This window comes from Pseudomonas sp. LBUM1640 (assembly GCF_059716225.1).
The window spans coordinates 3917033-3938943 of the sequence record NZ_CP166816.1 but is presented as its reverse complement, the minus strand read 5'-3'; the positions used below and the strand labels follow the sequence as shown (position 1 = coordinate 3938943).

Annotated in this window: 21 protein-coding genes and 1 pseudogene; 15 read left to right on the top strand and 7 right to left on the bottom strand. The window is 60.1% G+C overall.

Going from position 1 to position 21911, the window contains the following annotated elements; all coding sequences use genetic code 11:
- From ACA065_RS17490 to ACA065_RS17465, 6 genes and pseudogenes are all read left to right on the top strand, one after another.
- The gene (locus ACA065_RS17490; RefSeq protein WP_497690774.1) at window positions 1–1638 is read left to right on the top strand and encodes an ABC transporter ATP-binding protein; all 1638 of its coding nucleotides are present in this window, start codon (window positions 1–3) and stop codon (window positions 1636–1638) included.
- A 111-nt stretch (window positions 1639–1749) separates the two neighbouring features.
- Complete coding sequence (locus ACA065_RS17485; protein ID WP_497690773.1) at window positions 1750–3003, top strand: OprD family porin; 1254 nt, start codon at window positions 1750–1752, stop codon at window positions 3001–3003.
- 208 nt (window positions 3004–3211) lie between these two features.
- Complete coding sequence (locus tag ACA065_RS17480; protein WP_497690772.1) at window positions 3212–4330, top strand: succinylglutamate desuccinylase/aspartoacylase family protein; 1119 nt, start codon at window positions 3212–3214, stop codon at window positions 4328–4330.
- Window positions 4331–4419: 89 nt separating this feature from the next.
- Window positions 4420–5613, top strand: a complete 1194-nt coding sequence (gene rocD, locus ACA065_RS17475; RefSeq protein ID WP_497690771.1) for an ornithine--oxo-acid transaminase — start codon at window positions 4420–4422, stop codon at window positions 5611–5613.
- Complete coding sequence (gene acnA, locus ACA065_RS17470; RefSeq protein ID WP_497690770.1) at window positions 5610–8264, top strand: aconitate hydratase AcnA; 2655 nt, start codon at window positions 5610–5612, stop codon at window positions 8262–8264. The genes rocD and acnA overlap by 4 nt, the downstream gene beginning before the upstream one ends.
- Window positions 8257–8969 (top strand): annotated as a pseudogene (locus tag ACA065_RS17465) (transporter substrate-binding domain-containing protein). The gene acnA and the pseudogene ACA065_RS17465 overlap by 8 nt, the downstream one beginning before the upstream one ends.
- On the opposite strand, the gene ACA065_RS17460 reads toward ACA065_RS17465, so the two are convergent.
- Window positions 8955–9317, bottom strand: a complete 363-nt coding sequence (locus ACA065_RS17460) for an NUDIX hydrolase (RefSeq protein ID WP_497690769.1) — start codon at window positions 9315–9317, stop codon at window positions 8955–8957. The pseudogene ACA065_RS17465 and the gene ACA065_RS17460 overlap by 15 nt on opposite strands.
- Window positions 9318–9444: 127 nt before the next feature.
- Between ACA065_RS17460 and ACA065_RS17455 the strand changes: the two genes are divergently transcribed.
- Together ACA065_RS17455 and ACA065_RS17450 are read left to right on the top strand one after the other, a co-directional pair.
- Entirely contained in the window at window positions 9445–10425 is a 981-nt protein-coding gene (locus ACA065_RS17455) for a Gfo/Idh/MocA family protein (RefSeq protein WP_497690768.1), read from the top strand.
- 89 nt (window positions 10426–10514) lie between these two features.
- Window positions 10515–11156 carry a ribonuclease T2 family protein gene (locus ACA065_RS17450; RefSeq protein WP_497690767.1) on the top strand — a complete coding sequence of 214 codons (642 nt, stop codon included), beginning with the start codon at window positions 10515–10517 and terminating at the stop codon, window positions 11154–11156.
- Here the strand turns inward: ACA065_RS17450 and ACA065_RS17445 are convergent, their stop codons facing one another.
- Complete coding sequence (locus tag ACA065_RS17445; protein WP_497690766.1) at window positions 11157–12008, bottom strand: AraC family transcriptional regulator; 852 nt, start codon at window positions 12006–12008, stop codon at window positions 11157–11159.
- 109 nt (window positions 12009–12117) lie between these two features.
- Between ACA065_RS17445 and ACA065_RS17440 the strand changes: the two genes are divergently transcribed.
- Window positions 12118–12528 (top strand): hypothetical protein, encoded by a 411-nt coding sequence (locus ACA065_RS17440; protein WP_497690765.1) that lies wholly within the window; start codon window positions 12118–12120, stop codon window positions 12526–12528.
- A gap of 695 nt (window positions 12529–13223) precedes the next feature.
- Here the strand turns inward: ACA065_RS17440 and ACA065_RS17435 are convergent.
- Window positions 13224–13571 (bottom strand): hypothetical protein, encoded by a 348-nt coding sequence (locus ACA065_RS17435; RefSeq protein WP_497690764.1) that lies wholly within the window; start codon window positions 13569–13571, stop codon window positions 13224–13226.
- Window positions 13572–13663: 92 nt separating this feature from the next.
- Between ACA065_RS17435 and ACA065_RS17430 the strand changes: the two genes are divergently transcribed.
- The 5 genes from ACA065_RS17430 to ACA065_RS17410 all read left to right on the top strand — a co-directional run bounded on the left by ACA065_RS17430 (window position 13664) and on the right by ACA065_RS17410 (window position 17815).
- Window positions 13664–14008 (top strand): hypothetical protein, encoded by a 345-nt coding sequence (locus ACA065_RS17430; protein ID WP_497690763.1) that lies wholly within the window; start codon window positions 13664–13666, stop codon window positions 14006–14008.
- A 55-nt stretch (window positions 14009–14063) separates the two neighbouring features.
- A complete protein-coding gene (gene glsB / locus ACA065_RS17425; protein ID WP_414188767.1) occupies window positions 14064–14972 on the top strand; it encodes a glutaminase B in 909 nt (302 codons plus the stop codon).
- Window positions 14973–15119: 147 nt separating this feature from the next.
- Complete coding sequence (locus ACA065_RS17420) at window positions 15120–15410, top strand: hypothetical protein (RefSeq protein WP_497690762.1); 291 nt, start codon at window positions 15120–15122, stop codon at window positions 15408–15410.
- A 20-nt stretch (window positions 15411–15430) separates the two neighbouring features.
- Window positions 15431–16150 (top strand): ATPase, encoded by a 720-nt coding sequence (locus ACA065_RS17415; protein WP_414188718.1) that lies wholly within the window; start codon window positions 15431–15433, stop codon window positions 16148–16150.
- Window positions 16151–16453: 303 nt separating this feature from the next.
- Window positions 16454–17815 carry an IS4 family transposase gene (locus ACA065_RS17410; RefSeq protein ID WP_497695370.1) on the top strand — a complete coding sequence of 454 codons (1362 nt, stop codon included), beginning with the start codon at window positions 16454–16456 and terminating at the stop codon, window positions 17813–17815.
- A 22-nt stretch (window positions 17816–17837) separates the two neighbouring features.
- On the opposite strand, the gene ACA065_RS17405 is transcribed toward ACA065_RS17410, so the two are convergent.
- Window positions 17838–18173: a DUF6124 family protein gene (locus tag ACA065_RS17405; RefSeq protein WP_497690761.1), complete on the bottom strand. Its 336-nt coding sequence runs from the start codon at window positions 18171–18173 to the stop codon at window positions 17838–17840.
- A 358-nt stretch (window positions 18174–18531) separates the two neighbouring features.
- Here ACA065_RS17405 and ACA065_RS17400 point away from each other — a divergent pair, with 358 nt between their 5' ends.
- A complete protein-coding gene (locus tag ACA065_RS17400) occupies window positions 18532–19224 on the top strand; it encodes a M24 family metallopeptidase (RefSeq protein ID WP_497690760.1) in 693 nt (230 codons plus the stop codon).
- Here ACA065_RS17400 and ACA065_RS17395 read toward each other — a convergent pair.
- The 3 genes from ACA065_RS17395 to ACA065_RS17385 form a co-directional block, all read right to left on the bottom strand.
- Window positions 19219–19485 carry a hypothetical protein gene (locus tag ACA065_RS17395; RefSeq protein ID WP_094952692.1) on the bottom strand — a complete coding sequence of 89 codons (267 nt, stop codon included), beginning with the start codon at window positions 19483–19485 and terminating at the stop codon, window positions 19219–19221. The genes ACA065_RS17400 and ACA065_RS17395 overlap by 6 nt on opposite strands.
- The gene (gene mddA / locus ACA065_RS17390) at window positions 19478–20266 is read right to left on the bottom strand and encodes a methanethiol S-methyltransferase (RefSeq protein ID WP_497690759.1); all 789 of its coding nucleotides are present in this window, start codon (window positions 20264–20266) and stop codon (window positions 19478–19480) included. Before mddA ends, ACA065_RS17395 begins: the two co-directional genes overlap by 8 nt.
- 375 nt (window positions 20267–20641) lie before the next feature.
- Window positions 20642–21886 carry a saccharopine dehydrogenase family protein gene (locus ACA065_RS17385; protein WP_332847115.1) on the bottom strand — a complete coding sequence of 415 codons (1245 nt, stop codon included), beginning with the start codon at window positions 21884–21886 and terminating at the stop codon, window positions 20642–20644.
- Between the last annotated feature and the right edge of the window lie 25 nt (window positions 21887–21911).

Sequence of the window (21911 nt, the reverse complement as noted above, 5' to 3'; positions counted from 1 at the left end):
ATGACCGACGTATTGCTGGCAGTCGATCACCTCAAAATCCGCGTCGGCGCCCACGGCCCGCTGGCGGTCAACGACTTGAGTTTTACCATTGCGCCGGGCGAAATCGTCGCGCTGGTCGGCGAGTCGGGCAGCGGCAAGACGTTGGCTGCCCGCGCCGCGATCGGCCTGTTGCCACCGCCGCTTGCGCAGTGCGGTGGCCAGGTGCGGTTCCAGGGCCACGACCTCAACAGCCTCAAGCCCGAGCAACTGCGGCAGTTGCGCGGGGCCAAGATCGGCATGGTGTTCCAGGAACCGATGGTCTCGCTCAACCCGTCCATGAGCATCGGCGAGCAAATGGCCGAAGGCCTGCGCCTGCACACCAAGCTCAGCGAGGCGCAGATCCGCGAACGCAGCCTGGAGATGCTCGGCCATATCGGCATCAAGGATGCCGAGCGCTGCCTGGCTGCATTCCCTCACGAGTTTTCAGGCGGCATGCGCCAACGCATCATGCTCGCCTCGGTGATGCTGCTGCGCCCGGCGCTGCTGATCGCCGACGAGCCGACCACCGCGCTGGATTGCCTGGCGCAACTGGACGTGTTGAAGCTGATGCTCGACCTCACCCGCGAGCAAGGCACCGCCATTTTGTTTATCAGCCATGACCTGTCGCTGGTGGCGCGCTACGCCGACAAAGTGGTGGTGATGCGCGAAGGCCGCGCGGTGGAGCAGGGCACTATCGAACAGATCCTGCTGGCGCCCAAGGCCGAGTACACCCGGCAACTGCTGGAAGCCCTGCCACGCCGCGGAGTGCTGGCGCCGTTGCCCAAGGCCAATGGCCCGCTGCTGACGGTCAAGGACGTGTGCATCGAACACCCCGGGCCGCGCAGCTTTTGGGGCCGTAGCCAGTTCAAGCGCGTGGTGCATTCGGCCAACCTGACCATCGCACCGGGTGAAACCCTGGCGCTGGTGGGCGGCAGTGGCTCCGGTAAAACCACCTTGGGCCGAGCGATTGTCGGCCTGAATAAAGCCTGCGCCGGCGCCATCGAGTTTGAAGGCGTGGACATTCTCAAGGCGGGCAATCGCGAACATCGCCTGCAATGCCAGATGATTTTCCAGGACCCGTATTCGTCCCTCGACCCGCGCATGAAGATCGGCGACATCCTCGCCGAACCTTTGCGCCACGTGCCCGGTATGAGCGCCGAGCAGCAGCGTGAGCGGGTGACGAAAACCCTGCTGGATATTGGCCTGGCCGAGCAGTTTGTCGACCGCTTCCCGCACCAGCTCTCCGGTGGCCAGCGCCAGCGCGTGGCGATTGGCCGCGCATTGGTCCGCCACCCACGCCTGGTGATTGCCGACGAGCCGATCTCGGCGTTGGACATGACCATCCAGAAGCAGATTCTCGAGCTGTTCGAACGCCTGCAGGCGCAGTACGGCTTTGCCTGCCTGTTCATCTCCCACGACCTGGCGGCGGTGGAGCGCATCGCGCACCGGGTGGCGGTGATGAGCGAGGGCAGGGTGGTGGAAATGGGCGCGCGCGATGAGATCTTCGACCGCCCGCAACACCCTTACACCCGCAAGCTGCTGGCCGCTGCCAGCCCTTTGGAGAAACTTGAAAACGGTGGTTATCGCATCCGCCAAGGCCCCGTACCGCTAGCGCTGTAACCCAGGACTGACGTTGCCCGCCGCGCACATCGCTGATGTGCGCGAACGGCGAAGCCATGCCCGAAGAACAATAAAAACACCCCCAACCCAGACTGCCAGGAGCTTAAAAAAATGAAAAAATCCCTGACTCAACTCATCACAGGCGTAGGCGTCGTGAGCAGCGGGATGATCCCGTTCGCCGCCCAGGCCGACTTCATCAAGGACAGCAGCGGTACGCTGGAATTGAAGAACTACTACTTCAACCGTGACTACCGCGAAAGCGCATCGCAGTCGATGCGTGCGGAGTGGGCCCAAGGTTTCATCCTCGGGATCAAATCCGGGTTTACCGAAGGCACCGTGGGCTTCGGCCTGGACTTGACCGGCATGCTCGGCGTCAAGCTCGACTCCAGCCCAGGCTTGTCGGGCACGGGTTTGTTGCTGCGTGACAGCGACAAAAACGTGCCCGATGACTACTCAAAACTCGGCGTGACCGCCAAGGCGCGTTTCGCCCAGAGCGAACTGCGCGTGGGCTACCTGGTGCCGGATTTACCGACCCTGCAACCCAACACCAGCCGCCTGTTCCCGCAGTCGTTCAGTGGCACGCAACTGGTGTCCAACGACATCAGCAACCTCAAGCTGACCCTCGGGCAGATCGACCAGGCCAAGGACCGCGACTCCACCAACTACGAAGACATGAAGCTGACCACCGTCAGCAAGGTCTACAAAAGTACGGCCCTGAGCGACAAGTTTCGCTTTGCCGGAGGTGATTACTCGCTGACGCCCAACACCTTGCTCAGCTACCACTATGCCGCGCTGGACAGCATCTACCAGCAGCAATTTGTAGGCTTCAAGAACAACTTCGGCCTGGGCGGCGGCACGCTGAAAACCGATGTGCGCTACTTCAACTCCGACAAGGACGGCGCAGGCCTGGCCGGCAAGGTCGACAACAGTGCACTGAGCACCCGCTTCACCTACCAGTACGGCGGCCACAGCATCGGCGGCGGTTACCAGCGCCAGTACGGCACCACGCCGTTTACTTACCTGGACGGCTCGATCAGCTACCTGTTTACCGAGTACCAGTTCAGCAACTTCACCCAGACCCGCGAGCGTGCCTGGCACGCTCGCTATGACTACAACTTCGCCGACCTGGGCTTGCCAGGGCTGTTGTTCGGTATCAAGTACGCCAAGGGTGACTCGGCCGAGGTACTTGGTTTCAACCGCGAAGGCCGCGAGTGGGAGCGCGACCTGGACCTGGGTTATGTGGTGCAGAGCGGCACGTTCAAAGGCGTGTCGATGCGCTGGCGCAACGCCCTGAGCAAGGGCAACTACTTCAATGATGTGAACGAGAACCGCGTGATGCTCGGGTACACCCTGGCGCTCTGGTAACGGCTCAATGTGGGAGCGGGCTTGCCCGCGATGGCGTTGTCATGGCCGACACCAATGTTGCCTGTTACATCGCTATCGCAGGCAAGTCAGCTCCCACAGTGATCGGATTGCCAGATCAAGATAGCCTCGGCCGCCCTTACAGGCGATCACCCGGTCTCGTTAGTATTTTTCTCAAGATCCATCACTCGAATATCGAGACTTCCGGTTTATGAAACTTAATCAACACCCCTTGCTGCAAGCGACACAAGGCACCCACAGGTACGTGGAGAGTGAGCATTACGGAGCGGCGGGTGCCGGTCGAAAAATTTATATCCAGGCGGCGCTGCATGCCGATGAAACCCCGGCCATGCTGGTGGCCGCGCAGCTGCGCAGGCACCTGGTGGCGCTGGAAAGTGCCGGCCGCCTGAATGCGCAGATCGTGCTGGTGGCCGTGGCCAACCCGGCGGGCCTGGGCCAATACATCATGGGCGCCCCGAGTGGGCGTTTTGAACTGGCCAGCGGGCGCAATTACAACCGGGGTTTCCCGGTGCCGTATCAGGCCATCGCCGACAAGGTCGAGCACCTGCTGGGGCAGGACATCAACGCCAACCGTGAGCTGATCCGCACGGCGTGGGGCGAGTGCCTGCGGGCCGCGCAACCGATGGATGAATACCAGTCGCTGCAACAGACCTTGATGCTGCTGGCCCATGACGCCGACGTGGTGCTCGACCTGCATTGCTCCCGCGAAGCGGCGATGCACCTCTACACCGGTGAGGCGGTGTGGCCGACCATTGAACCGCTGGCGCGTTACATCGGCGCCGAAGCCACGTTGCTCGCCACCGACTCGCAAGCTAATTCGTTTGATGAGGCGCTGTACCTGCTGTGGGTGAACCTGCGTGAACGCCTCGGCGCGCGTTTCCCGATTCCGGACAGCAGCATCGCCGTGACGGTCGAGCATCGCGGGCAGCGGGATGTGTCCTATGAACTGGCCAATCACGACGCTAACGCGATCATTGATTACCTGACGCACCTGGGCGCCATCGAAGGCACGCCACGGCCGTTGCCGGCGTTGCGCAACCCGGCCACGCCGTTGGCGGGCAGCGAGCAGTTTTATGCGCCGAGCGCTGGCGTGCTGGTGCACCGTGCAGCCGTCGGTAGCCGTATTGAAGCGGGGCAGGCGTTGTTTGACATTGTGGACCCGCACAGCGGCAAGACCGTGACGATTACCAGCCATAACACCGGGGTGCTGTACATGCGCCGCGATGTGCGCTTTGTGAAGCCGGGTGATCCGCTGGGCCGCGTCTCGGGCGCCACGCCGATACGCAGCGGAAAATTACTCAGCGCCTGATTTGGAATGCATTCAAAACTGTGGGGGCAAGCCCGCTCCCACAGTTGATCTTTATTGTTGGTTAACTCTTCTTTTGGCAGGACACCCTCATGCACCCCAACCCGGCAATCACCCTCGAACACCAATTCTGCGCCCACAACTATTCGCCGCTGCCGGTGGTCATCGTCAAGGGCGAGGGCGTCTGGGCCATTGGCGATGACGGCAAGCGCTACCTGGACATGATGTCGGCCTATTCCGCGGTCAGCCACGGCCATGTTCACCCACGTATCCGCGCTGCCGCGGTGGCGCAGATCGACAAGATCAGCGTGGTCTCCCGTGCGTTCTACAGCGAGCCCTTGGGCAACTTCCTCAAGACCCTGTGCCGCATCAGCGGTTTCGATTCGGCACTGCCGATGAACAGCGGCGCCGAAGCCGTGGAGACCGCGATCAAGGCCGCGCGCCGCTGGGGCTATCGCGTCAAAGGCATTGCGCCAAATCAGGCGAACATCGTGGTCGCCGACAACAACTTCCACGGCCGCACCTCGACCATCGTCGGTTTCTCTTCCGAACCGGATTACAAGGCGGATTTCGGCCCGTTCTGCGCAGGCTTCAGCGAAGCGCGCTTTGGTGATATCGAGAGCTTCCGCCAGGCCATCACCGCCGACACCTGCGCCGTGCTGATCGAGCCGATCCAGGGCGAAGCCGGTATTCGCGTGCCACCGGCCGGGTTCCTGCGTGAACTGCGCCAGCTGTGCGATGAGACCAACACGCTGCTGATCCTCGATGAAATCCAGTCGGGCCTGGGCCGTACCGGCAAGTGGTTTGCCTTCCAGCACGAGGGCATTCGCCCGGACGCGCTGATCCTCGGCAAAGCGCTGGGCGGTGGGATCATGCCGGTGTCGGCCTTTGTCGCCGATCACACGATCATGGACCTGTTCGACGCCGGCAGCCACGGCTCCACCTTCGGCGGCAACCCGCTGGCCGCCGCTGTCGGCCTCGAAGCCCTGAATGTGCTGGAAGAAGAGGGCTTGATCGACAACAGCGCGCAGCTCGGCCACTACCTGGTAGAGCGCCTGACCGCAATGAACTCACCGGCCATTCGCGAGATTCGCGGGCGTGGCCTGTGGGTGGGCGTGGAGCTGGACCGCGATGCGCGGCCGATCTGCGAAGCACTGCTCGGCGAAGGCCTGCTGACCAAGGAAACCCACGAAAATGTGCTGCGCATCGCGCCGCCGTTGTCCATCACCCGCGAGGAATTGGACTGGGGCCTGGCGCGTATCGAGCGGGTGTTCGCGCAGCTATGAGCGACTACCTCAACCACCTGACGATCGACGGCCAACGCTATGCCTACGTCGACCTGCACAAGCTGCTGACGCCGGTGCAATTGCATCGGCTGCCGTACTCGCTGCGCATCCTGCTGGAAAACATCGCCCGCTGCGCGCCGGCTTCGTTGCCGCAAGTGCTGGCGCGGGCGACGGGCACGGGGTCGGACTGCGAGGTGCCGTTCCAGCCCAACCGCCTGATGTTCCACGACACCACCTGCCTGCCGGCGTTGGCGGACTTTGCCGGAATGCGCGACGTGGTGGCGGAGCTCGGCGGCGACCCGACCGCGGTGAACCCGTCGATTCCGGCCGTGCTGACCATCGACCATTCGGTGATCGTCGAGCATTACGCCGAAGCCGGTGCGGTGGAAGCCAACCTCGACATCGACTTTCGCCGCAACAGCGAACGCTACCGCTTTATCAAGTGGGCCCAGGCCAGCCTGGACAACTTCAAGGTCATCCCGCCGGGCACGGGGATTATCCACCAGATGAACATGGAGTCGATTGCGCAGGTGGTGTGGGAGAGCCCGGCCGCCGATGGCGGCGTGCTGCTGCACCCCGATTGCATGGTCGCCACCGACAGCCATACGCCGATGATCAATGCCATCGGCGTGCTGGGTTGGGGGGTAGGCGGGCTGGAAGGGCAGGCGGCGATGCTCGGTGAGCCGGTGCCGATTCCCTTCCCGCAGGTGGTGGGAATTCGCGTCGGCAATGCCTTGCGCCCCGGCGTTACCGCCACCGACCTGGCGCTGACCGTGACCGAGCTGTTGCGCCAGCGCAGCATGGTCGGCAAGTTTGTCGAGTTCAGCGGGCCTGGGCTGGCGTCGCTGAGTTGGGCGGCGCGTGGCACGGTGGCGAACATGGCGCCGGAGTATGGCGCCACGGTGGTGTTTTTCCCGTTTGATGACCAGACCCTGTCTTACCTGGAATTAAGCGCGCGGCCGCGGCCGTTGTTGGCCAAGGTGGCGACCTACATGGCGGCGCAATCGTTGTGGCGCCAGCCAGGCGAGCCCGAGCCGCACTTCGATGAGCTGATCGAGCTGGACCTGGCCACGGTCGAACCGAGTGTCGCCGGGCCGCATCAGCCGCACCAGCGCCAGTCTTTGGCGAATGCCGCCGCGTCGTTTCACCAGCATGTGCAGGGCGAACCCGGTCAGCAATTTTTCGCGCCATCGTTCGACGCGCCGCTGACCCATGGCGCAGTGGTGATGTCGGCCATCACCAGTTGCACCAACACCGCCAACCCGGCGCAGATGATCCAGGCCGGGCTGCTGGCCCGCAACGCGCGGGCGCGTGGCGTGGGGCGCAGGCCGTGGGTCAAGACCTCGCTGTCGCCGGGCTCGCGGGTGGTGGCCGACTACCTGGAAGCCGCCGGGTTGCTGGAGGATTTTGCCGCGCTGGGTTTTGACCTCGCGGGTTTTGGCTGCATGACCTGTATCGGCAACTCCGGGAGCCTGGAGGCGCATGTCGAAGGCTTCGCCCGGCAGGGGCTCAAAGGCGTGGTGGTGCTGTCGGGCAATCGCAATTTCGAAGGGCGGGTCAACCCGAACGTCCCGGCGGGTTATTTGGCTTCGCCGGCGTTGTGCGTGGCGTATGCGATTGCCGGCAGCATCGATATCGACCTGTCGGCCTGCCCGCTGGCGCTGGATGCACACGGCAAGCCTGTGTACTTGCATGAGCTGATGCCCAGCGATGCCGAGGTGGCAGCGCAGGTCGCCCAGGTGGTGCGCCCGGCGTTGTTCCAGGCGCGTGGCGAGCTGTTGTGGCAGGGCACCCACCATTGGCAGGCGCTGGCGGCTGAGGGCAGTGTGCAGTTTGCCTGGCGCGCCGATTCCACCTATTTGCGTCGGCCGCAGTACCTGGCCGGCATACAGCCGCTGCCTGCGAAAAACCTGTCTTTGTGTGACGCGAGGGCGTTGGTGGTGTTGGGCGATAACGTCACCACCGACCATATCTCGCCTGCTGGCACGATCCCGGCCGACAGCCTCGCCGGTGCCTGGCTGCGCGAGCGCGGCGAAGCCGAGGCGGATTTCAACCAGTACTCGACCCGGCGCAGCAACCACGAAGTGATGGTGCGCGGCGCCTTCACCAACCCGCGCCTGAATAACCTGCTGGGCCCGCAGCAACCGCCGCGCCAGGGCGTGTGGGCGTGGAATGCCGACCACTCGGCGTATCAACCGCTGTACCTGGCTGCGCAAAGTTACGTGGGTACGCCGACCGTGGTGTTCGCGGGCATCAACTACGGCGCCGGCTCCAGCCGTGATTGGGCGGCCAAAGTGTTGAGCCTGCTGGGGATCAAGGCCGTGGTGGCGCGCAGTATCGAGCGCATTCACCGCAGCAACCTGATCGGCATGGGCGTGCTGCCGTTGGTGTTCAGCGCGGGTGCTTCGGTGCAGGATTTGGCCTTGGACGGCAGTGAGCGCCTGACATTTGAAGGGCTGGAGAGCCTGCAGGTCGGCCTTAACCCGATCACCTTGCAGGTCGTGCGCGCCGACGGCAGTGTCAGCCGCAGTGAGTTAGCGTTGCGCCTCGACTCGCTGCAAGAGCTTGGTTACCTTGAGCACGGCGGCGTATTGCCGTTTGTGATCCGCAAGACCGTACAACGGACCCGTCAAGGAGTGCTCGATGATTGACCCGCAAGTTCTGCAACAACTGGCCCCGATGGCGTGCTGCGTGCCGCGATCAATTTGGGCAACCCGGTATTGGCGCAACGCAGCGCGGGTGGCGAGCCCCAAGGCGTGTCGGTGGCATTGGCCCGGGCATTGGCCGAGGAGTTGGGTGTCGGGCTTGAACTGATCACGTTTGAGGCCGCTGGCAAGGTGTTTGCCGCCTTGGCCGATGACGTGTGGCGTGTGGCGTTTCTGGCCATCGAGCCGGTGCGCGAACAGCAAATCGCCTTCAGTGCGCCTTATGTGGCGATCAAGGGCACCTATCTGGTGGCAAGGGATTCGCCACTGACTCACGTCGCGCAAGTGGATGCGCCGGGCAAGCGCATCGCCGTCGGCCAAGGCGCGGCCTACGACCTGTATTTGAGCCGCACCGTGCAGCACGCCGAACTGGTGCGCGCACCTACCTCAGCCGCGGCGGTGGACTGGTTTATCGAGCAAGGCCTGGAGGCGGCGGCGGGTGTGCGGGATTACCTGCAAACCCAGGTTTCTGACCAATGGCGTCTGGTGGACGATGACTTCATGACCATCCACCAAGCGATGGCGGTGCCGGTGGCGCATGCAGCCGCTGCCGCGTTCGTCAAATCCTTTGTCGAACGGCAGAAAGCCAATGGTTGGGTAAAGCGAGGTTTACTGGACAGCGGGCAGAGCGCGGAATTACAAGCGGCGTAGGAAGGATCTGACGATGTGCCGCGTGGCGTCGGTGGTGTCCAGTTCGTCGAGGGCGCCATAGGCGTGCCACTGGCAAGCGACGATCTCGTTGCACGGCCGCGCGTCGGCAATGTTTACCACCGAGGCTTCGAACACATGGTGCACGGTGTCGCGGGCCTTCAACTCCTGCAAATACAGCAAACCATCCACATTCAACCCGGTTTCTTCTTCCAGCTCGCGTTCAGCCGCGCCGACCGGGCGTTCATTACTTTCGACCTTGCCACCTGGCAATGCCCATTTTGATCTGGCCTTGCGCACGAAGAGGATATGCCCCTCGTGTTCGCAAATGACCGTGGCCCTTATTTTCATCGTGTGTGCTCCCGCAGCGGGATGAGTGTCATAAAAGTGTAATGCAATTGTCATGCTAAGTGCTTATGGCGCACAGCGGTGGGGATGTGGATACTGACCGATTGATGAAAACCGACGAGGACAACAGATGAACACCGTACGTTGGGGCATGATCGGCTGTGGCAATGTCACTGAATTGAAGAGTGGACCCGCTTTCTACAAAGCGCCAGGTTCGGCGTTGGTGGCGGTAATGGGGCGGCGTGAGGAGGCGGTGCGCGATTATGCGGCACGCCACGGCATCGCGCGTTTCTACACCGACGCCCAGGCACTGATCGACGACCCTGAAGTGGACGCCGTGTACATCGCCACACCGCCCGACAGCCACCTTGAATACAGCCTGATGGTGGCGGCGGCCGGCAAGCATTGCTGCGTCGAAAAACCCATGTCGTTGAATGCTGAACAGAGTGCGTTGATGCAGCGCACCTTCGAACGCGCCGGGCTGCATTTGTTTGTGTCTTACTACCGCCGCTCCTTGCCACGCTTCCAAAAAGTACGCGAGTGGTTGCGGGACGGGCGCATCGGTGAATTACGCCAAGTGATCTGGACCTTCAGCAAGCCGCCGACAGCCGCCGATGCCAGCGCTGAAAACTGGCGTACCGACCCGGCCATCGCGGGTGGCGGCTACTTTGCCGACCTGGCCAGCCACGGGTTTGATTTGTTCCAGTACCTGGCCGGCGATATTGTCGAAGTCACCGGGTTTACTGCGCGACAGGCCGGGCAGTATGCGGCGGAAGATGCAGTAACAGCCTGCTGGACCTTCGGCTCCGGTGCACTGGGCATGGGCTGCTGGAACTTTGTTGCGCACTGCCGCGAAGACCGCGTCGAGCTGATCGGCAGCGGTGGCCGCATCACCTTTGCGGTGTTCGAAAACCAGCCACTGCGCCTTGAAGGCGAGGTTAACGAAGTGCTCGAAGTGCCACACCATGAACATATCCAGTGGCACCATGTGCTGGCGATGAACGCGCATATTCGTGGCGAAGCCGAGCACCCTTCATTGGCCCTCGAGGCGCTGAAGACCGACCGGATTCTGGACAAGGTATTGCAGCGCAATCCCAATCGTCCCGAGTAGTTTTCCAACCCCTTGTGTTGCTTTGGCCGCTATCGTTTATGGCCGCCGTTCTCAACAATGGTGGCTGACTTTTTTCAAGGAATAGAAGGATGAACTACAAAGCAACATCGATGGCAATCTGCCTGGTGCTGGCCAGTATGGCGACGCAAGCGGCACAACGGGAGCAGCGGCCAGCGGGAGACTTTGATTTTTATGTACTGTCGTTGTCGTGGTCGCCGACGTTTTGCCTGACGCACCCCGGCAACGAGCAGTGCACAGGCAAAGGCTACGGGTTTGTGCTGCACGGGCTATGGCCGCAGTACGCCAAAGGCGGCTGGCCGGCGTCGTGTGATGCGCAATCGCGGCTGTCGGCAGAGGACTTGGCCAAGGGCGCGTTGATGTTTCCCACCCAGGCCTTGCTCAAACATGAGTGGACCAAGCACGGCACGTGCAGCGGGCTGGGCGCGTCGCGCTATCTGGAGGCGACTGATACGGCATTGGCGGCCGTGCAGATTCCGCAGCAATTGCAGCCGTTCAATGTGCCCAATTATCTGGAGGCGCAGGAAATCGAAAACTTGTTCCGCCAGAGCAACCCGTCCATGGGCAACCATGGCATGGCGGTGATCTGCAAAGGCAAGGTGCTGTCCGAAGTGCGCGTGTGCCTGAGCAAGGAGCTGCGCTTTGCAGGCTGCCCCAGAAGTGTGAAAACCCAGTGCAAGGGCGGGGATATCCGGATTCCAGTGCAGCGTTGATCAGCTGCCCGAGTGCAAGGCGATGGCCGCCGGTGCCGTCGCACTCGAGGCCCCGGCGCGGTCTGCGAGGTAACGCGCCGGTGGCTGGCCCACAGCTTTGCGGAACATGGTGATAAAGCCGCTGGCGTTCTCATAACCCAGGTCCAGCGCCACCCGCTGCACGCTTTCACCCTTGGCCAGGCGTTGCAGTGACAGGATCACATGCAACTGCCGGCGCCAGCGGCCGAAACTCAAGCCCAGTTCTTCCAACAGCAAGCGCGTCATGCTGCGTTCGCTCATGCCAATGCGCATAGCCCACTGGCTGAGGGTGGCCTTGTCGCTGGGGTCGGCCAACAAACTTTCCGCCAGGCGCCGCAGCCTTGGGTCCTGAGGCATCGGCAAGTGCAGGGCCTCGATGGGGGCGTCGGCCAATTCATCCAGCAGGGTATTGATCAAGCGGCCCTGGGCGCCGTTTTCGTCATACAGCTGCGGGAAACTCACCGCCTTGCTGATCAGCTCATGCAACAGGCCCGACACGGCCAAGGTGCAGCATTGCGCGGGCAGGGCGCTGGCGGCGTCGGGGTCGATCAGCAGGCAATACACTTGGGCTTCGCCGGAACCCCGCGCGGCATGCGCCAGGCCACCGGGAATCCACAGCGCACATTGGGGCGGCACAATCCATATACCGGCCTCGATCTGACAGTGAATCACCCCGCGCAGGGTGTACATCAGCTGGCCCTTGCGATGCGAATGCGGGGTGTGCTCCCAGCTCTGGCTGGTGCTGGTGGCACTCACGGCTACCACCGCACGCGGGAACATGTCGGCATCCTTGGACATCGAGGGGTGATGCAGGTCCAGGCGATGGTGCTTCATGGCGGGTTCGCAGCTTGGCTGAATTGCGAAGTATTCTGGCTATTTTGTGCAATGCCGTCCACTGAGTTGAGCTTTATAGTGAGATCTACTCTCATTTAGGAGTTCTACCATGCGACTCGACAGCACAACATTCCCCGTGGTGAAAATCGTCTTCGACGCGCCCAACGAAGGCGGCCCGCAAGACACCTTCGCGATCTTCGAAAGCCTGTTGGCACGCGAGCAATCGTTCGTACTGCTGCACGAAAAAGCCGTGGACGAAAACAACCACGAACACTCCCACGAGGAGCGTAAACAAGCCTCAATCTGGATGAAGAAAAACAAACAGGCGTTGCGCACCTTCGTCAAAGGCATGATCCAGGTCGAACCCAGCGCGGCCCAACGTCTGGCCCTCAAACCGTTTGCCGCGATGTTCGGCAAGGCCTGGGGCTACCCGCTGCTGGTGGTGGAATCCAAGGACCAGGCGTGGGCGCTGGCGCGCGATGTGCTGGATGAACAGGTCTGTGACGTGGCGCACTTCTAACGTGTACGCGGTAAAAAATGTGGGAGCGGGCTTGCTCGCGAATGCAGTGGGCCAGCTACACATCCGGTGACTGACACGCCGACTTCGCGAGCAAGCCCGCTCCCACATGGTTTCGGTGGTGCCCATTATTTCGCGCAAGCCACCCGGCCCAGGGTGCTGAGCAAGTCTGCGAGATGGCGAATTTCTAAGCTGCGCCGCAAAAAACTGTGGGAGCTGGCTTGCCTGCGATGGCGGCGGGTCAGTCACATTGATGTCTGCTGACCCGGCCTCATCGCAGGCAAGCCAGCTCCCACATGGTTTCGGTGGTGCCCATCAGTTCACGCAAAACGCCCGGCCCAGAATGCTGAATGAGCAGGTCTGCGACGTGGTGAATTTCTAAGCTGCACCGCAAAAAAACTGTGGGAGCTGGCTTGCCTGCGATGGCGGCGGGTCAGTCACATTGATGTCTGCTGACCCGGCCTCATCGCAGGCAAGCCAGCTCCCACATGGTTTCGGTGGTGCCCATTAGTTCGCGCAAAACCCCCGGCCCAGAATGCTGAATGAGCAGGTCTGCGAGATGGCGAATTTCTAAAGTGTACGCGGTAAAAACTGTGGGAGCGGGCTTGCTCGCGAATGCGGTGGGTCAGCTGCACATCCGGTGACTGACACTGCGCCTTCGCGAGCAAGCCCGCTCCCACATGGGGATGTGGTGGGGCTCAATCCACGCAAATCGCCCGGCCCAGCTTGCCTTTCTCCACCGTCGCCGAGCAGCCGAAATGACTGTTATCCACCTGGCATGCGCCGGCTACAGGGCCGTTACCCGATTGCGTGGTCACACTGGTCTGGCACTCACCCTCGCACTGGCTCGAGTCGGTGCACGCCTTGCCCGCGTCCTTGTACGGCGTGATGCACTTCCAGCTCTGCAACTTGCCGACCTGCTTCATCGTGCCACCGCCCGCCAGGCAGGTGGACGCGGCGGAATCCTGTGCGGGGGCCGGGGCAGGCGCGTGGGTAGAGCAGGCCGATACCAGCAGCAGGGCGGCCAAGCCGATCATCAATTTCATGCAAAAGTCCTCATGGAGTAAGCGCAGCGGTGCAGTGTACGGGCTATTGGACTACTTTGATTGACGAGCGATCCCTTACCCGGAACTGACCTATGCACACCTTATGGAAACGTTATTTGGCCTTGCTGGAAAACGACCTGAGCACGCAGATCTTCGACAATGTGAAGAACCTGCTGGTCTGCGCGCTGCTGTTTGCGGCAGGGACCAACACCTTGCTCGGGCAGCGTGAGTTGTTTATCGGCGTGTTCGCCGCCAGCGTGGCGGGCTGGGGCCTGATTATCTTGTCCGCCGTGTTGATGGTGTTGAACATCAGCGACGGCATTCGCCGGCTGGCCAAGCTGCGGTATCACCTGGCACTGCAACTGCTGCTAATTCTGGTTTACCTGGTGATTGCCGAGCGGGTGGTGGAGATAGTGTGGGGCTTTCGGGCGCATTGAAGTATCCTCCGCGCCCCGCTTATCACTGATTCAAAGAAACATGACCGGACAAGACATGCAGGCACTGCTCGAGTCGATCCTCGACGAAGTTCGTCCACTGATCGGCCAGGGCAAAGTCGCCGACTACATCCCCGCGCTGGCCGACGTGCCCGCCAACCAACTCGGCATCGCCGTGTACGGCAACGACGGCGCGGCTTACCGCGCCGGTGATGCCGACACCTTGTTTTCGGTGCAGAGCATCTCCAAGGTCTTCAGCCTGGTACAGGCCATCGACCACGGCGGTGAAACCATCTGGGAACGCCTGGGCCACGAGCCGTCGGGGCAGCCGTTCAACTCCATGGTGCAGCTGGAATTCGAGCGCGGCCGCCCGCGCAACCCCTTCATCAACGCCGGCGCGCTGGTGATCTGCGACATCAACCAATCACGTTTTGCCGTGCCGATCCTGTCGATGCGCGACTTCGTGCGGCGCCTGTCGGGCAACCCGCAGATCCTGGTCAACAGCGTCGTCGCCGACTCCGAAGCCCAGCACGGCGCGCGCAACGCAGCCATGGCCTACCTGATGAAAGCCTTCGGCAACTTCCACAACGACGTCGACGCCGTGCTGCACAGCTACTTCAACTACTGCGCGCTGCAGATGAGCTGCCTGGACTTGGCCAAAGCGTTCAGCTTCCTTGCCAACGAAGGCACGAGCGCCCACAGCGGCGAGCAAATCCTGACCGCGCGCCAGACCAAACAAGTCAACTCGATCATGGCCACCAGCGGGCTGTATGACGAGGCGGGCAATTTTGCATATCGCGTGGGCTTGCCGGGCAAGAGCGGGGTCGGCGGCGGGATTGTCGCGGTGGTGCCGGGGCAGTTTACGGTGTGTGTTTGGTCGCCGGAGTTGAACGCAGCGGGGAATTCGCTGGCGGGGATGAAGGCGTTGGAGTTGCTGAGTGAGCGGATTGGGTGGTCGGTGTTTTAAGCGCTTCCACCTTGGGGGCGAACGCCGTAAACATTGGCTGAGAGGACATGGGATACATATTGAGGTAAAGTCAGTCCTGCGATCGACGCCCGAGGTGATCTATGCTAATTGTCATTGATCCTCCCTTGTCCTGAGCCGGAGACTTGCATGTCACGTAAAAAAGTTAAGCCACAGATTACCGAAGCACAGGTGCTTGCCCAAGAATCAAGTATCCCCTCTATTGCAGCAAAGGCATTTCGGGATGCTTATGAGGTTGCCCTGTCCAAGGGTGAGTCGGTCCTCGTGGTTCGTGCTGGCCAACTGATGAAAGTCTCAAATACCGAGACATTGGTTATTCGCCCAGTCGAAACTTACGGAACCATCAAGGCTGGCACCCGCTTGAAAACCAGAAAAGCTCTTTTGGATCGTCGAGCTGCCCAGGCGCAGATTCAGGCTTGAGCACGACGCCTCGAGTCCGGATGTTCGCCGGGCCGAATGGGAGTGGTAAGAGCACGTTCAATTCGAAAGTTCCGGCGCATTTGCTGGTTAACTACATTAACCCTGACGCCATTGAGTTAAACATCCGCGAAACGGGGACGTTTGAGCTGGCTGCATTTGGGCTTGAGCAATATGTAAGGCGGGCTATTCCATTCTTGCGTAGCCATACGCTACTTTTAAAATTTCCCGACTCACTTGCCAAGTTAGATAGTCTGGTTGTGGCGGATGATCAGATCGCCTTTCCTTCACGGCAAGTTGATTCCTATATAGCTTCTGCTCTATCTGACTTTATTCGCGTTTCTCTGATTGAGGAATGTGTGAGTTTCACTTTCGAAACCGTTATGTCGGATATCAGCAAAATTGAACTGCTGCGACATGCGAAAGCCGCCGGTTATCGCGTGTACGTTTACTACGTCGCTACGGCAGATGCCGATATCAACGTCGCCAGGGTCGCTTACAGAGCATCCAATGGAGGGCATGATGTCCCAGCAGACAAGATTCGATCTCGTTATCAGCGGTCCTTGGAAAATCTTTCCGAGGCAATATTGCTGTCAAATCGAGCTTACATCTTTGACAACTCACAAGATGGTGAACCCAGCTTTGCTCAGCTTGCTGAAATCACAGAAGGAGAGGATATCGATATCATCTCGGATACACAGCCCGCGTGGTTTCAGCAATACGTGATTGACAAGTTAACGTAGAAGTAGCGCGACGGTTTTGATTTTTCGATAGAGCGCCCGAAGATAGCTCAGGCGCTCTATCTCGTCTATTTCAAGCCCTCGGGTGGGCCACGCTGATCGTGCCCACGCTCTGCGTGGGCATGCATCCTGTGACGCTCCGCGTCACGTTGCGCAGGGCTTGTGCATCTCTAAAAGCGGGACGCGGAGCGCTCCGGGGCGGCGTTCCCACGCAGAGCGCTCATCGTTCTACATAACTCTGTTTTCGAGGTATTTTTAACTTGGGACAGAAATGGAGAACGATGATTGAACTGGGCACAAGACGAAATGATTACCGCCGACTTAGGCGACAAACGCCTCAACGCTAGGCTGGCTAGTTTTTTGGAGCGTTTGGCCGATCACCCAAGTAACAGTATTCCGACGGCTTGCCGGGGGCTAGCTGAAACAATGGCAGCTTATCGGTTCCTTGATAATGAAAAAGTCACGTTCCAAAAAGTGCTGCAACCTCATCAGGACGCGACTCTTGAGCGAATGCAAAGCAGCCCCGTGGTGCTGCTGGTTCAAGACACAATCGAGATGGATAAGTGGGTAAATCTTGGGCCCAAAGGGATGGGCACCCTCAAGGCGCAGAAAAAACACTCCCGGCGCTTACATCCCACCGTTGCCTTTACCCCTGAACGTATTTGCCTGGGCGTCGTCGACGCCCAATGGTGGAACCGCGATACGCCGAGCCCACGCCAAGAGCGGCGAGACAAAGGGATTGTGGAGAAAGAAAGTCAGCGTTGGATCGATAGTTATCAGACCAGCTGCGCGATTGCCGGACAAATACCGAACAATCTGGTCGTCAACTTGGCTGATGCTGAGGGCGACTTGTACGAATGGTTTGTTGATTATCAAGAGTTCAGCCCGGATACACGAGCTCAATGGATCGTGCGGGGGGCTCAAGACCGGCGCCTGTTGGAGCCTGAAAGTGAGAAATTGTGGTCGGCATTAGAGCAGGCACCGTCATTGGGGACGCTCAAGGTTGAAGTAAGAGCGCGACCTAAACGTCCGGCACGACTGGCTGATATTACGTTGCGTACAGCCACGGTGACGTTGCGAGCGCCCGATAGACCTGGCTACAAATTGCCCGACGTCACGATTAATGGGGTTTTAGCTCGCGAAGAAAACGTTATAGAGGGCGCCGAGCCGCTGGAGTGGTTGCTGCTGACCAGCTTGCCGGTCAGCACGCTTGAGCAAGCCAGCACTGTCGTGGAGTGGTATGGCGTTCGGTGGTCCATTGAGGTGTTTTTCAACGTGCTGAAAAATGGCTGTCAAGTCAGCCGCCTGCAATTGGAAACCGAGGAAAGGTTACTGCCATGTATTGGCTTGTATCTGATTACGACGTGGCGAGTGTTGTACAGCTTGATGCTGGGACGCACGTGTCCGGACTTAAGTTGCGAGATGGTATTCGACGTTTCGGAGTGGAAGGCAGCCTACATCGTGGTTAAACGGTGCCCGCCGCCTTCTGAGCCCCCCTCTCTAGGTGAAATGGTTTTGTTGGTAACCAGTTTGGGAGGCTACCTCGGGCGTAAAAATGACGGCCCTCCCGGTCCAAAATCAATGTGGATCGGGATGCAACGAATACGCGAATTTGTAATTGCGTTAGAAGCCCAGCGTGCGCTCATCGAGACTTGTGTAGAACGATGAGCGCAGAGCGTGGGAACGATCTTCATGCGGCCGGGTGGGCCACGTTCAGTGCTTTGTCCACCAGCAACTGCACGCCTTCCAGCATTCGGCAGATGCCCAGCGCGACATTGCGTTGCGAGCCGTCGATTTCAAAGGCCATATGGTTGGCGATTTCGCAGATGGACGCCAGGTCCTGGGAAGCATTGACCAGCAAGGTTTCGGTGCCCAGGTCGGCGCGCACGGTGAAGATACCTTCGCAGGGTTCGGGAATGGGTTTGCCGGGGTTGAGGTAGTGGCTGATCGCGCGGTAGGCCACTTCGTGCAGGGTGCTGATGTCGAAGTCTTGCTGGCCTGGGGGATTTGGGCTGTCTTTAATCATGGTGAATCTCTCCGGGAATGGAGCTGCCACGATTCGCGGTCATACGAAAGAGGGTGGCAGCTATACGCGGGTTGACCGACCGGTCCCAAAGAAGCCCGGCATACCCGAAGGTATCCCGCGTACAGCTGCCGCGACACGATACAACAGGCGTAGAAAAAACGCCTGATTGGATATGGCACAGATGCAGTTGGGAGGGCGGACGGTCAAATCCGGTCACTGAATTGGCAGCGACGACGAGAGGTTAGTCAGCGCACTTCCGAGCGACAACCTGAAACCACTGTGGGAAATGTCCGAGAGCACCCTGCCTCGAGCACTCTGCAATCGCGTAAGCTGCACCGACTCAAGGAAGAAGCCGACCATGCCCAAACCGCCTAATCATGTCGTCCAAACCGCAGCAAAGTGGGTGTTGCAGCAGCTCATCGCTTGCATCACGGCCGACTCGACAGAAACCTCCATCGCCCGACGAGCCACGCAGTTACTCAACGAAGCCGGCTACCCAGACACCTGGTACTACGACTGCCCGGCCTTTGTGTTACTCGGTTCGCGCAGCCTGCTTTCCGTGTCCGGCCGCGACTATCAGCCTGCTGAGGAGCCGGTGGGAACACACAACCTGATCACCGTGGACCTAAGCCCAAGGTCTGGCAGCCATTGGGGCGATTGCGCGCGTTCGTTTTACATGGAGGAGGGCGTCTGCCGAGCGGTGCCGACCGGCGTTGAATTCAGCCGAGGTCATGCAGCCGAGCACGCATTGCATGAGCGCATGCGGCGGTTTGTTCGGCCTGAAACCACCTTCAATGAACTTTATGAGTTCGCCAATGATTTGATCGAGATCACCGGTTTTGAGAACCTGGATTTCGCCGGGAACGTTGGTCACAGCATCTGCACGCAGCGTGATCAGCGGCTTTACATTGAAGCGGGCAACCACCGGCGTCTTGAGGAAGTGGCGTGTTTTACCTTCGAGCCGCATATCCGTGAGCGCGCAGGCCGCTGGGGTTACAAGCACGAAAACATCTATTTTTTTGATGGCGAGGGTGACGCCTGCGAGCTATGAGCCAGGCGCAAACCACTGTACCCAGCCCGCCAATAACAGCAAGAGTACCCCGACGCACAGCAGCGCGGCGTACGCCGGCCGTACGCGGCGGATGCGGTCTTGCAGTGCGCCGATGGCGCAGAGTGCGATGAGCAGCGCGAACACCCAGCTGGGCAGGTGGGCGGTGATGCCTAAACGGTTTCGTGCTCGTGGCGTGTGGGCTGCCTCTTCTGATGAACTCTCGGACGGCTTCTTTGCTGGGCTGGGCTTGTGCTTACTCATGCTCTTTTCTCTGTGCCGTGACGCTGCTCTTCGGCAGGGGCAATACCATGCTGACTTCTTGCTGGTAGCGCCGGTACCGTTCACCAAACAGCACCACCAAGTCTTTTTCTTCAAAGTAGGCGCCGATAAAGATATAGATCGTCATGCCCACCGCAAACAGCAGATGGCCCGCCGTCATATGTGGCGTGGCCCAGAAGGCGATCAGAAACCCCAGGTACAGCGGATGGCGCACGACCTTGTAGAACCATGGCGTTCTGAACACCGGCGCTTGTTGTGGCGTGTTGCGCCAGCGGTCGATGGCTTGCTTGAGTCCGAACAGTTCGAAGTGACTGATCAGCAAGGTTGCCAACGCCACAAGGCCCCAGCCCAGCCAGAACAGCACGGTCAACAATGCAGTGGCCCAGGTGGGCTCCACCTGCCACACCGTGAGCGTGAGCGGTTGCCACAGCCAGAACATCAACGTGAGCATCAGGCTGCTCAGCAATACATACGTTGAGCGTTCAGCCGCTGCGGGGACGAATGCTGCCAACCAGTGCTTGAAGCTTTTACGCGCCATTACGGTGTGCTGGACGCTGAACAGAATGATCAGCAAGCAGTTGACCGTGGCTGCCAGTGGCCAATCGACAAGAGGGCCGGAGTCGAGGTGTTTGGGCACGACTACGCCGCCTACAAACCCTATCAAATAGAGAATGGTGCATAGGAAGATCAGGTAGCAGCCGGTGCTGTAGACCAGCCCGGCAGCGCGTGCCGCAAGGTTGTTTGGATCTTTTTTCCGGTTCATGGACGAGTCCTTTCGCTCATGTTTAAGGGGTAAGCCAATCGATGATTGCGCTCTCGACTGGCTAAACTAGCGCAGTTCGTGGGGCGCGTAACCTGTGAGAATTGACAGTTGTTTAGACTGTTTTGGATCTTCAACTGATCCAGCAGGCTGTGTTGCGCCACGGCGCCGATTTATAACCGCTGCATTCCATACAACAACGAAACCTGGAGTCATTCAGTGTGACACTGATGCTGTTGAGCGCCTCACGCACGCCGAGCTAAATACACGGAATAACAGAGGCTAAAGATCCAAATGTGTGCTGACGAATCTCTCTGTGCCCAAACAAAAAATGCGCCCCAGAGGGCGCATTTTTTTGTTCGGTCAGCTACCGCCTATTCAGGCAATCGCATCCCACGCACGGTCACCGTGCTCGTCTTTAATGCGAGTCGGCAAGCCCATCACGTCCAGCGCTTTGAGGAACGGCTCGGCTGGCAGTTCCTCGACGTTGGCCATGTGCTTCACATCCCACTCACCACGCGCAACCAGCAGCGCAGCAGCCACCGGTGGCACGCCTGCGGTGTAGGAGATGCCTTGGCTGTCGGTCTCGGCAAAGGCTTCTTCATGGCAGGCCACGTTGTAGATGAACAGCTCGCGTGGCTGGCCATCTTTGGTGCCTTTGACCAGGTCGCCGATGCAGGTCTTGCCGGTGTAGCCAGGGGCGAGCGAAGACGGGTCGGGCAGTACGGCCTTGACCACTTTCAACGGCACCACTTCCAGGCCTTCTGCGGTTTTGACTGGTTTTTCGGAGAGCAGGCCGAGGTTTTTCAGTACGGTGAACACGTTGATGTAGTGTTCGCCGAAGCTCATCCAGAAACGCACGTTGGGCACGTCGAGGTTTTTCGACAGCGAGTGCACTTCATCGTGGCCGGTCAGGTACAGGTTTTGCGAGCCGACTACCGGCAGGTCGTCGGTACGTTTGACTTCGAACATGGTGTTGCTGGTCCACTGGCTGTTCTGCCAGCTCCACACCTGCCCGGTGAATTCGCGGAAGTTGATTTCCGGGTCGAAGTTGGTGGCAAAGTATTTGCCATGGCTGCCGGCATTGACGTCCAGAATGTCGATGGAATCAATGCGGTCGAAATGCTGTTGCTGCGCCAGCGCGGCATACGCGTTGACCACACCCGGGTCGAAGCCCACGCCAAGAATGGCGGTGATGTTCTTCTGTTTGCACTCTTCCAGGTGGTTCCACTCATAGTTGCCGTACCACGGCGGGGTCTCGCAGACCTTGCCCGGCTCTTCGTGGATGGCGGTGTCGAGGTACGCAACGCCTGTGTCGATGCAGGCACGCAGTACCGACATGTTGAGGAACGCGGAACCTACGTTGATGACGATCTGCGACTCGGTCTCGCGGATCAGGGCCTTGGTCGCTTCCACGTCCAGGGCGTTCAGCGCGAAGGCTTGGATGTCGGCGGGAACCTTGAGGCTACCCTTGGCCTTGACGCTGTCGATGATGGCCTGGCATTTGGAGATGTTGCGCGACGCGATAGCAATACGACCGAGTTCGTCGTTGTGCTGCGCGCACTTGTGGGCCACCACCTTGGCGACACCTCCTGCACCAATGATAAGAACGTTCTTTTTCAATTGCTTTATTTCTCCTATATCCGCC